The sequence below is a fragment of the Kitasatospora sp. NPDC059973 genome, from assembly GCF_042737525.1.
Taxonomy (GTDB): domain Bacteria; phylum Actinomycetota; class Actinomycetes; order Streptomycetales; family Streptomycetaceae; genus Kitasatospora.
The window spans coordinates 1-10,543 of sequence record NZ_JBHWUI010000226.1 but is presented as its reverse complement, the minus strand read 5'-3'; the positions used below and the strand labels follow the sequence as shown (position 1 = coordinate 10,543).

Genomic DNA, 10,543 nt, shown 5'->3' with positions numbered 1-10,543 from the left:
CCCCGGCCGTGCCCGCCTGCCCTCCCCCGAGCCGGGCCGAGCCGGGCAGCCGGGCCGAGCCGGGCGGGTCGGCTAGTTGGGGGCGGCGGCCATCGAGGTGACCGCCTCCGCCACGCTGGACCGGTAGATGCCCATCTGCGGGTTCAGGACCCGTGCGCCGTTGCCGAGCGGGAAGTTCCGGGTGTTGGCGAGCGGCATGTTGGTGTCGTCGTCGTCGACCAGCACGTTGAGCTCGTTGATGCCGGGGACGGTACCCGTGGTGGCACCGCTCGGGTCGAGGTCGATCACCGCGTAGGCGCTCTGGCCCGCCGGGACGGCGAACCGCGCCGTGCCGCTCGCGAGCACCGGCTTGATGTTCTTGCTCCGGTCGGTGGCGGTGGAGTTGCCCAGGTCGACCCCCGGGGTGGAGCTCAGGCTGCAGGCGGCCGTACCGCTGTTGCGTACCTCGATCACCCACTGGGTCGGGGCCCCGGCCCGGGCCGTCGCGTGGATCGCCAGGCTGTCGATGGCGCACGGGCGGGCGCCGGCACTCCCGCCGTCGGGCCGGGTGCCGCTCGACGGGCTCACCCCGGACGGCGTGTGCGACGCCGCTCCGGTGGCCGGCGCGCTCGTCCTGGGCGCACCGGTGGCACCGGGCGCCGAGGGGGCACCGGTGGCCGGCGCGGCCGTCGCGGAGGGCGCCACGGCCACCGCGGTGGTCGCGGGCGCCGTCGAGCCGCCGGCCGCATCGGTGTTCTCGGGCCCGCAGGCGGTCAACGCGAGACCCGCCCCGGCGACGAGCACGACGGAGACGAGCAGCGGACGGCGGCGGCGGACGAACATGGTGGCTCCCCGATGGTGGCGCGTACTGAACGGTGTTCGGACACACCACAGGACGACCGGCCGACCGCGAATGGTGGCATGCGCAGCGTCACAATCATGAGGACAGGACGGCGACGGAACCGTGACATTCGGTCGGGTACAACGCAGTTGACAGGGCGCCACCTCTCGGCAACCCACCCTTCCGGTGGGGGCGGATCGGCCCGCCCCCACCGCACGGCCGCCGCCGTCCGCACCGAGGTCCGAGGTCCGAGCGGCGGCGCAGGTCAGTCGTCCCGGCCCTGCTCCTGTCCCTGGCCCTGGTCGCCGCCGTCGCCGTGGTGCCCGGTGGTGCGGGCGTAGACCTGGTAGTCGGTGTGTTCCGGGCCGCCGGGGCCGGTCAGCAGATTGCCGCTGGTCGAGCCGAACACCACCGTGTCGCCGCGGGCGTCCACGGCCGGGTCGACCGACGATCCGTTGCCGAGCGAGCCGTCCGGCGCGGTGGAGACCCGCTCGGTGCGGCCGGTGCGCAGGTCGTGGCGGTAGACGTCCCAGCCCGCGTGCTGCGGGCCCGCCACCAGGTTGTCGGCGGCGGAGGAGTAGTACACCCAGCGGTTGTCGGCGGTGATCCGGCCGTGGTCGGAGGAGCCGACCGAGGCGGTGCCGGGAAGGCCACCGCTGATCTTCGTGACGGTGCCCTTCCCGAGGTCCCGGACGTACAGCACGGTGTGGTACCGGTGGCCGTTGGTCGACCCGCCGGGCTCGGGCAGGGCGTAGATCGCGCGCCGCCCGTCGGGGCTGATCGTCGCGTCGAAGCTCGCGTAGCCGAGCGTGCCGTCGGGGGCGAGGCTGGCGGCGGAGATCCGGCCGGACGCCACGTCGTACGTGTAGTAGACACCGGTCGTCGGCCGGGCCAGACCGGGCCGGGCGCCGCGGGGCAGGTCCGCGCCGCTGCCCGGGGCGAGTTCCACGTCGGCGGCGGGACCGGCGGCGCCGGCCGCGGGCGCGGGCGCGGGGGTTCGGTCGGCGGGGGTCTGGTCGGCGGGGGTCTGGTCGGCGGGGGTCTGGTCGGCGGGGGTCTGGTCGGCGGGCAGCAGGTTGCCTGCCAGCGAGGTGAAGCCGACGGTGCGGCCGTCCGCGCTGATCGTCGGGTTGAGGGACATGCTGTCGCCCGGCTTGCCGTCCACGCCGCGGGTCACCAGGCGGGTCTTCCCCGTCCAGCGGTCGGTGACGTAGATGTTGTAGTCCCAGGTGTAGGGCCTGGCCAGCGAGGCGCCGTCGCCCTGGGGGGCCGGGACGAGGTCGGTCCGGCTGGAGACGAACGCCACGTAGCGGCCGTTCGCGCTGACCGAGGGCGCGTACGAGGCGTGGAACCGGTCGGTGTCGGTGCTGACCGGTCCGCCGCTGATCAGTTCGGTGCGGCCGCTACGGCGGTCCCGGACGTACACCTCGGTGCGTCCAGGCACCGGCAGGCCGGGGACCACGTTCACCGCGTCGCTCTCGAAGGCGACGTAGCGGCCGTCGGCGTTGATCGCGGCGTAGTCGGTGAAGCCGTCCAGCGCGTTGTCGTCGTCGGACAGGTTGACCCGCTCGGTGCGGCCGGTCGCCAGGTCGCGGACGTAGGCGTCGCGTCCGCTCTTCGCGGGCTGGGAGACCAGGTTGGTCGCCCACGAGGTGAACAGCGCGTAGCGGCCGTCGGCACTGATCTGCCGGTTCCAGGACTGGTCGTCCGGCCCGGCGCCGTTCACCCCGACGCTGACCTGGACGGTGCCGCGCGCCGCCGGACGGGCCTGGGCGGGCACGGCGGTCACGGCGAGTACGGCCGCCGCCGCGAGGACGCTGCCGCCGCCGGCCAGCCACCGGTTGCTGGTGGTGCGGGTGGTACGTGCCATGGGTCTGTCCCTTCCCCTGGTGATCGCCCGGCCGGGCTCCCTCCCGGCAGCGGGCTCCCGACGAGCCAATCGTCGGGAGGCACGGCGGTCAACGGTCCCGGGGGATCCCGGCGGAAGATACGCCAACGAACGTATCCCGCGCGGGGGCGCGAAGCGGTACGTACTCCGCGCGGCGGCACCTCTCCCCCTCGGCTGCGCGCATCCCGCGCGGGGTGGCGAGCCGGTGCGGAGCGGCGAGCCGGTGCGGAGGCACCCGCTCGGCGGCTCACCCGGCCGGGATCAGCACGGGCTTGACCACGCGCCCCTCGTCACAGTCGCGCTCGGCCTCGTTGACCGCGGCGAGCGGATACGTCCGGATCAGCTGGTCGAAGGGGAACCGCCCGGCCTGCCACAGTGCGGTCAGCCTCGGCACCAGCAGCCCCGGCACCGCGTCCCCTTCGCAGAGGTGGGAGATCCGCCGGCCCCGGTCCAGTGCCCCCGGTTCGATCGCCAGCGCGCCGCTCAGCCGGGCCACCAGTCCGAGGTGCCCGGTCGGGCGCAGCGCCAGGAGCGCGTCGTTGATCAGCCGGACGGAGCCGGTGGTGTCCAGCGCGTACCGCGCGCCGCCGTCGGTCAGCCGCCGGATGCGGCCGGGCAGGTCGGCCGAGGTGGCGGGCAGCGGGACGGCGCCGAACCGTTCGGCGAGGGCGAGCCGTTCGGTGTACCGGTCGACGGCCACGGTGACCGCGCCGGCGGCGGTGGCCGCCATCACCGCGGCCAGGCCCACCGCTCCGGCGCCGAAGACCGCGACGGTGTCGCCGGGACCGGCCGCGAAGGTGTTCAGGACCGCTCCGGCGCCGGTGAGGAAGCCGCAGCCGAGCGGTCCGAGCAGTTCGATCGGCAGTGCGGGGTCGACCCGGACGGCGTTGCGGGCCAGGACCACCGCGTACTCGGCGAACGAGGACTGGCCGAACCACCGGGGGGCCAGTCCTCCCCCGGCCGCGTCGGTGAACCGCGCGGCGTGCTCCGTGCGCCCGCCGAAGAGGTTGAGCGCGGCGAAGGAGTCGCAGTAGGCGGGGGCCGCGCCCCGGCAGCTGCGGCAGTGGCCGCAGGAGTCGAAGCTCAGCACGACGTGGTCCCCGACGTGCAGGCCGGTGTCCGGGCCGGCCGTCTCCACCACGACTCCCGCCCCCTCGTGGCCGAGGACGGCCGGCAGCGGTGAGCGGCCCGCCGAACGCCGGACGGCGAGGTCCGTCCGGCACATCCCGCAGCCCGCGATCCGCACCAGGACCTCGCCGTCGGCCGGCCCCGTCCCCAGGGCCACCTCCTCGACCGTGAACGGCCCCTGGTGGGAGCGCAGGACCGCGGCGCGGAACCTCACCCCTCCTCCGGGCGGTGCACGACGAACGGCCTGAGGTTCCCGTAGAGCCCCCACGGCCCGCCCGCGACGCCGACCCCGCTCTCCTTGATGCCCGCGAAGGGCTGGGCGAGGGAGAGCTCGGCGTGGTGGTTGATCCAGGCCGTCCCGCACTCCAGCCGGTCGGCCACCGCCTCGGCGCGGTCGAGGTCCGTCCCCCAGACCGAACCGCCCAGGCCGAAGCCGGTGTCGTTGGCCGCCGCGACGGCCTCGTCGACGCTCCGGTAGGCCAGCACCGGCAGCACCGGTCCGAACTGCTCCTGCGTCACCACCGGGCTGTCCGGCGGGACATCGGCGAGGACCGTCGGGGCGAAGAAGTGGCCCGGCCGGTCCAGCCGGTGGCCGCCGGCGGCGGCCCGGGCGCCGTCCGCCAGGGCCCGGGCCGTGTAGTGCTCGACGCGGGCCAGTTGGGGGGCGTTGTTGAGCGGCCCCAGCTGGGTGCCCGGGTCGAGCCCGGGGCCGACGACGGCGGCCCTGGCGCGCTGCGCGAGGGCCTCGACCACCTGGTCGCGGAGCCGGGCCGGGGCGTAGACGCGCTTGACCGCCATGCACACCTGCCCGCAGTTGCGGAACGCCGCCCAGAACAGCCGGTCCGCGATCCGCTCGACGTCCACGTCCTCCAGCAGGATCGCGGCGTCGTTGCCGCCCAGCTCCAGGGTGACCCGGGCCAGCGAGGGCGCCGCGCCCGCCGCGACGGCCCGGCCGGTCGGGATCGACCCGGTGAAGCTCACGTGCCGGATCCCCGGGTGGGAGACGAGCCGGGCACCGAGCGGTTCGAGCCCGGTGACGATCGTCAGGACGCCCTCGGGGAGCGCGCCGGCGAGGACGGACCCCAGCAGCCGGGTGGCGAGGGGGGTGAACGGGGAGGGCTTGAGGACCACCGGGTTGCCCGCCGCGAGCGCGGGCGCGAACTTCGCCGCCGCGAGCTGGAGGGGGAAGTTCCACGGCACGATCGCCGCCACCGGCCCGAGCGACCGCCAGCGGACCTCGCTGCGGACCGGCCGGCCGTCGTCGATCGGCCGGGGCACGGGGGCGAGCTCGGCGAAGTAGCGCAGTCGGGCCGCCGTGCGGGCGACCTCGGCGGACGACTCGGCGAGGGGTTTGCCCTGTTCGCGGGTGAGCAGCGGGGCCAGCTCGGCGCCGGCCGCCTCCACCGCGTCGGCCGCCGCGAGCAGCGCGCGGGTGCGGGCGGCCGGGTCGGCCCGCCAGCCGCGCCAGGCCTGGTGGGCCCGGCCGACGACGGTGTCGAGTTCCTCGGGCCGCTGGTCGGGAGCCTCGTCGAAGGCCTCGCCCGTCGCCGGGTCGAGGACGGCGAAGTGCTCGCCGCGCGGGCCCGGCGGGCGCCGGGGCACGGGTGTCGGCAGCATGCCGGCGGTCAGCTCTGCGAGACGGCGGCCGCGTGCTCGCGGGCGTGCCGGTCCATCTCGGCCCGGAAGGCGGCCACCAGGTGCGGCCGGATCCTGCCCACCGTGCGGTCGCCGCCCTCGCAGACCGCCCCGCGCACGCCGACGATGTCGGTCCCGATCCGGGTCAGCTCGCCGAGGTCGCCGAGTCGGACGCTGCCTGCGAGGGCCGCGAGCAGCCCGGCCTCGTGGGCGAGGCGGACGAACTCCGCGCACGCGTCCGGCGGGACGTGGTCGAACAGCCGGCTCCCGTCCTTGATCGCGGTGTCGAGCATGGCCGCGTCGGAGCCGGAGCGGAGGGCGATGTCGGGCAGGGCGAGCGGGTTGACGCAGCCGATCCGGTGGGCGTCCGCGTAGCCGGAGGCGACGACGAAGGCGTCCGGCCGGTAGTCCTTCACCGCCCGGACCACCCCGCGCATGACCTCGACGGCCTGGTCCGGGGTCGTGCACCCGTAGAGGCCGACCTTGATGTACGTGGCTCCGGAGACCGCCGCTCCGAGCGCCGCCTGCGCGACCGTCCCCGGCTTGTACGGGACGTCGCCGACGGTGGCGGAGACCGGCTTGTCCGCCGGGACGGCGTCGCGGATCTCCCGGATCACCCACGGGAAGTTCGCGCCGAGCGAGCCCTCGTCGGGCTTCTTGACGTCGACGATGTCGAGGTGCTCCGCGGCCTTCGCGCAGTCGAGGGCCTCCTCGACGCTGTCCGGGGAGATGAGAAGCAACACGGTGGGCCCCTTCCGCCGCAGGTCCGCCTGCCCGGGGGCAGGTGGGCGGAGTCGCCCGGATCATGTGCGGTCCGCTCATCATCGCGGCGGCCCGCGGACGTCGGTAGAGCGCACGGAGTGCGAACGGGTCGTGGGGACGTCGCGCCCGGCGCACCGTGCGCCGTCCGCGCCCTCCGCGCCGACGCGAGCCGGCCGTACCGCGTGAACCGGGCGGGCCGGGGCGTCCGGCCGGGCCGCCGGGGTGCGCCGGGCCGGGGCGTCGCGGGCCCGGCGGTCGTGGTCGGGGGCGCGGCCGCCGTACAGTACCGGGACGACCCGCAGCTTCGTCACCGTCCTGGTGGCACGCGATCGCGGTCGGGGGTGCGGACGGCGGATCCCGGCGGACTTCATGGCATGATCAACACCCGCGTCGGACGCGAGTGGACGCCTGCCATCCCCGCCCCGCCCCCGACCGCCCCGACCGGCCGCACGCACCGCCGCCCCCCACCAGGCCTCCGACCACCCGAGGGCCGGGCCGCCAGCCCTGCCCAGCGGACCACCGCGGCCGCCACCAGGCACGTCGCACACGGCGTAAACTTCAACCACGACGACAAGGGACCATCTGTGGCAACCGACTACGACGCCCCCCGCAAGACCGACGACGACGGGTCGCACGACAGCATCGAGGAGCTGAAGACCCGCCGCACCGACACCTCCTCCGGCGCCATCGACGCCGTCGACCAGCTCGAATCGACGGACGGTGTCCAGCTGCCCGGCGCGGACCTCTCGGGCGAGGAACTCACCGTCACCGTGCAGCCGATGCTGTCCGACGAGTTCACCTGCGTGAACTGCTTCCTGGTGCACCACCGCAGCCGCCTCTCGCGCATGAAGAACGGCCGCCCCCTCTGCGTCGACTGCGACTGACCGACGGCCGCCGGCCCGCGACCGCGGCTGAACGACGACCGCGACCGGCCGACGACGGCGACCGGGGCCGCGGTACCGCCGCCCCGGTCCGGTTCCGGCGGGCGACTGCCGGAACCGACCGTCACGCGGGGACCGGGGCCGGCACGATCCAGAGCTCGGCCGGGCCGTTGACCACGGCGGACCGCAGCCGCACGGGCGGCGGGCCCTCCGGAGCCAGGACGGCGTCCGGGTAGGAGCCGAAGAACCCGGACAGGGCCACTTCGGCCTCCAGGCGTGCCAGCGGGGCGCCGAGGCAGAAGTGCGGGCCGTGGCCGAAGGCCAGGTGGTCCTTGGCCGGGCGGGTCGGGTCGAAGTCGTCCGGCCGGTCCGGGTGGACCTCCGGGTCGCGGCCGGCCGCGCCGAAGGCCAGCAGGATCGGCTCACCCCGTCGGACGACGACGCCCTCGCCGAGGTCGATGTCCTCCAGCGCGTACCGCAGCGGAAGGTGCATCACCGGGCCCTCGTGACGCAGCGTCTCCTCGATGACGTCCTCCCATCCGAGGGTTCCCTCCTGGACCAGGGCGAGGAACCGGCGGTGGGTCAGCAGGGCGTGGACGGCGCTGGTGATCAGGTTGACGGCGGTCTCGTAGCCGGCGCCGATCATCAGGAAGAGGGTGTCGCGGGACTGTTCCTCGGTCGGTCGGCCGTCGCCGCCGGTGGGGACGGCGGCCACGTCGCTGGCGAGGTCCGCTCCGGGCCGCCGGCGCTTGAGGTGCAGCAGTCCGGTGAGCAGCGCGTCCATCTCCGCCTGGGCGGCCCGGATCCGGTCGGGCGTCGACGCCGTGATCAGGAGGCTGTCCATCGCCTCGCCGAGCACCGGCCGCATCGCGGCGGGCACCCCGAAGAGGTCGCAGATCACGGTCATCGTCAGCGGGAGCGACAGGGCCCGGCGGACGTCGACGGCCTCACCCGGGCCGAGCCGGCCGATCGCGTCGAGCAGCTCGGCGGTGGTCGCTTCGATCCCGGAGCGCAGCGCGGCCACCCGGCGCGGCGCGAACGAGGGGGTCATCCGCCGCCGTGCCGCGCGGTGTTCGCCCCCGTAGAGGTTGAAGAAGGTCTGTTGCAGGGCCAGCGGTGCCAGTGGCCACCCCTCGGGGACGTCGGCCAGGCCCGGCCAGTGCTTGCGCGGGTCCCGGGAGACCCGGGGGTCGCCGGCCAGTGCGCGGATCACCTCGCTCCGGGTGACGGACCAGGCGATGACGCCGCCGGGGAGTTCGACCCGGACCGCGGGGCCGGCGGAGCGGAGCAGCGCGTTCTGCGCGTGCGGGGCCCGCGCGGCCATGTCGAGTACGGGGCAGCCACGGTCTTCGGGAGTCACGGGCCTGCTCCTCGGGCTCCTCGGGGTTCGTGCGGCGCCCGGGCGGGGCGCCGTCACCGGCCCCGGCCTGCCGCGCCGAGGGCCCACGTGTTCGTTGTAGGGCGGGGGCGCGCGGCCGTCAACGGCCTTCGCCGCCCGCTCTCCGCGGGCCGCGGCGGCTCCGACCCGGCCGGGTGGGCCCGGTCGGCCCGCGCCGCCCGGGCCCACCTGCGCCTTCCTCCCGGGGCGCGCCGGTCCAGCCCCCGGCCCCGGCCGGCCCCGGCTGCCCGGGGCCCGGGTGCCCGGGAGCGGGCCGCCCGCCGCAGCGGCATGACCTGCCCTGGACGTCCGCACGGAGCCGGCCTCGTCCGCCCGGCGGACGGTCCCGTCCGTACCCCGTGCGAGGCCTACCGGGCACCGGCCCGCGGACGTCGCCCCACGCCTTCGCCGCGGCGCTCCGGACAACGCGGTGGCCCGCCACCCCGGGTACGGGGTGGCGGGCCACGGGCCGGCGGTCAGAAGTCGAGCACCTGGCGGTCGAGCGGGTACGCGGAGCGGTGCGGGCCGTCGTAGGGCGAGGGGTCGATCGGCAGCACGCCGGTCGGCTGCAGGCCCAGGTTGTCGTCCCAGATCCGGGGCGCGACATGGCCGAGCACCCGGAACTCCCGGAAGGTGAACGGCGGGCTGTCGGTCGGGAAGAACTCCGCCGTGGTCATCACCTGGAAGTGCAGGTGCGGGGTGGTGGAGTTGCCGCTGTTGCCGATCAGCCCGAGGACCTGGCCGGGTTCGACGCAGTCGCCCGCCCGGACCCGGAGCGATCCCGGCTGGAGGTGGGCGTAGAGCAGGTACCGGCCGGGGGCGACCTCCAGGGTGATGTGGTTGCCCACGGTGTCCTCGATCGGCGGTACCGCGGGCGGGTACGGCGGCGGGTTGTCCGGGACGCCGTCCTGGACCTCCACCACCCGGCCGCCGGCAGCGGCGAGGACCGGCTGACGATAGGTCAGATAGCTGGTGAGCTGCCCCGGGTCGCCCTCCCAGGTCTGCCCGTCGCCGCCGACCCGGTACCAGTCGATCGCGAAGCGCTGCGGAACGTAGAACGCGCCGTTGATCGGGGCGAGTCCGCGCCGGTGGTGGGTGTTGTCACAGCACGACTCGCTGGCGTACCAGCTGCCCGGGCGGACCGGCGGCAGCAGGTCCGGCGGCGCCGTACGGGCGGTCCGGGTGGGCTGCACCGTCTCCTCGAAGGGCGAGGAGCCCGACGCGGACAGGACGGCCCCCACCAGGTGGTGCTCCACCACCTCGGGGACCGGCTCGCCCGGGGCGAGCGCCAGGTCGATCCAGAGCACCCACTGCTGCGAGCCCGGGATCACCGTCTCCGCCGGTGGCTCGGGCGGCGGCGCGGCACCGCGGCCGCCGTCGGCCGCCGGGTCGCGCGGGCGGTCGCCGACCGCGCCCGGCAGCGGGTCACCGACGGGATTGGCCGCCGCGCCCAGCGCCGACCCGCTCAGTGAGCCGACGACGCGCTTGGTGGCGGCGTCCTGGACGTCCACCCGGTCCAGCCGCACCGCGAGGCTGGTGGACAGCGCGTTGGTGGTGAGCAGTTCGTAGGAGAGGTGGACCTTCCCGTCCGAGGCGTCGAACGGCGCGGGCTCGGTCATCACCGCCGCGGTCAAGGGGGTGAACTGCGTGCCCGGTGCGAGGGCGGGCCGTCCGGCCGCGTGGCCGGGCGTGCCCGCCGCGGCCAGCACGACGGCTCCCAGGACGGCGGCGGCGAGGCGGCGCAGAAGGGGCCGGCCGCCGATGCGGCCGCCGGCTGCTGGGTCCGGGTCGGTCATGGGGTTCCCGGTTCGTCGTCGGAGCCGGTCCGTCCGAGACGGACGGCGGCGCGCCCCAGTGGCTGGGGCGCATGCCCATGTAAGGCGATGACGGTCCGGCTCCGCCCGACGCCGGTGCCGACCCCTGGCGAAGACCACCCGTCCGGTCGACACCGGAGCCGAGGAGCCGGATCCGGGTCGCCGTCTGCCGCTCGCCGGAGCGGCAGGCGGTGCGACCGCCATGGTCTGAGGACGGCAGGCGCGCGCGGAGGAATC

Annotated in this window: 8 protein-coding genes; 1 reads left to right on the top strand and 7 read right to left on the bottom strand. The window is 75.8% G+C overall.

Features of this window, described 5'->3' with window-relative positions; all coding sequences use genetic code 11:
* Positions 1 to 72 precede the first annotated feature (72 nt).
* From ACFWA9_RS35745 to ACFWA9_RS35725, 5 genes are all read right to left on the bottom strand, one after another.
* Positions 73 to 822, bottom strand: a complete 750-nt coding sequence (locus ACFWA9_RS35745; protein ID WP_380393101.1) for a DUF4232 domain-containing protein — start codon at positions 820 to 822, stop codon at positions 73 to 75.
* Between the two features lie 263 nt (positions 823 to 1,085).
* A complete protein-coding gene (locus ACFWA9_RS35740; protein WP_380393098.1) occupies positions 1,086 to 2,690 on the bottom strand; it encodes a hypothetical protein in 1,605 nt (534 codons plus the stop codon).
* A gap of 265 nt (positions 2,691 to 2,955) precedes the next feature.
* Positions 2,956 to 4,050, bottom strand: coding sequence for an NAD(P)-dependent alcohol dehydrogenase (locus ACFWA9_RS35735; protein ID WP_380393095.1), 1,095 nt, complete (start codon positions 4,048 to 4,050; stop codon positions 2,956 to 2,958).
* Positions 4,047 to 5,453 carry an aldehyde dehydrogenase family protein gene (locus tag ACFWA9_RS35730; RefSeq protein WP_380393092.1) on the bottom strand — a complete coding sequence of 469 codons (1,407 nt, stop codon included), beginning with the start codon at positions 5,451 to 5,453 and terminating at the stop codon, positions 4,047 to 4,049. Before ACFWA9_RS35730 ends, ACFWA9_RS35735 begins: the two co-directional genes overlap by 4 nt.
* Positions 5,454 to 5,461: 8 nt before the next feature.
* A complete protein-coding gene (locus tag ACFWA9_RS35725) occupies positions 5,462 to 6,214 on the bottom strand; it encodes a (5-formylfuran-3-yl)methyl phosphate synthase (RefSeq protein WP_380393089.1) in 753 nt (250 codons plus the stop codon).
* A gap of 603 nt (positions 6,215 to 6,817) precedes the next feature.
* On the opposite strand from ACFWA9_RS35725, the gene ACFWA9_RS35720 reads away from it, so the two are divergent.
* Positions 6,818 to 7,117, top strand: a complete 300-nt coding sequence (locus tag ACFWA9_RS35720; protein ID WP_329491654.1) for a DUF4193 domain-containing protein — start codon at positions 6,818 to 6,820, stop codon at positions 7,115 to 7,117.
* Positions 7,118 to 7,238: 121 nt separating this feature from the next.
* On the opposite strand, the gene ACFWA9_RS35715 is transcribed toward ACFWA9_RS35720, so the two are convergent.
* On the bottom strand, positions 7,239 to 8,474 hold the full coding sequence (locus ACFWA9_RS35715) for a cytochrome P450 (RefSeq protein ID WP_380393086.1): 1,236 nt from the start codon (positions 8,472 to 8,474) through the stop codon (positions 7,239 to 7,241).
* A gap of 494 nt (positions 8,475 to 8,968) precedes the next feature.
* Positions 8,969 to 10,288 carry a M23 family metallopeptidase gene (locus ACFWA9_RS35710; RefSeq protein ID WP_380393083.1) on the bottom strand — a complete coding sequence of 440 codons (1,320 nt, stop codon included), beginning with the start codon at positions 10,286 to 10,288 and terminating at the stop codon, positions 8,969 to 8,971.
* Between the last annotated feature and the right edge of the window lie 255 nt (positions 10,289 to 10,543).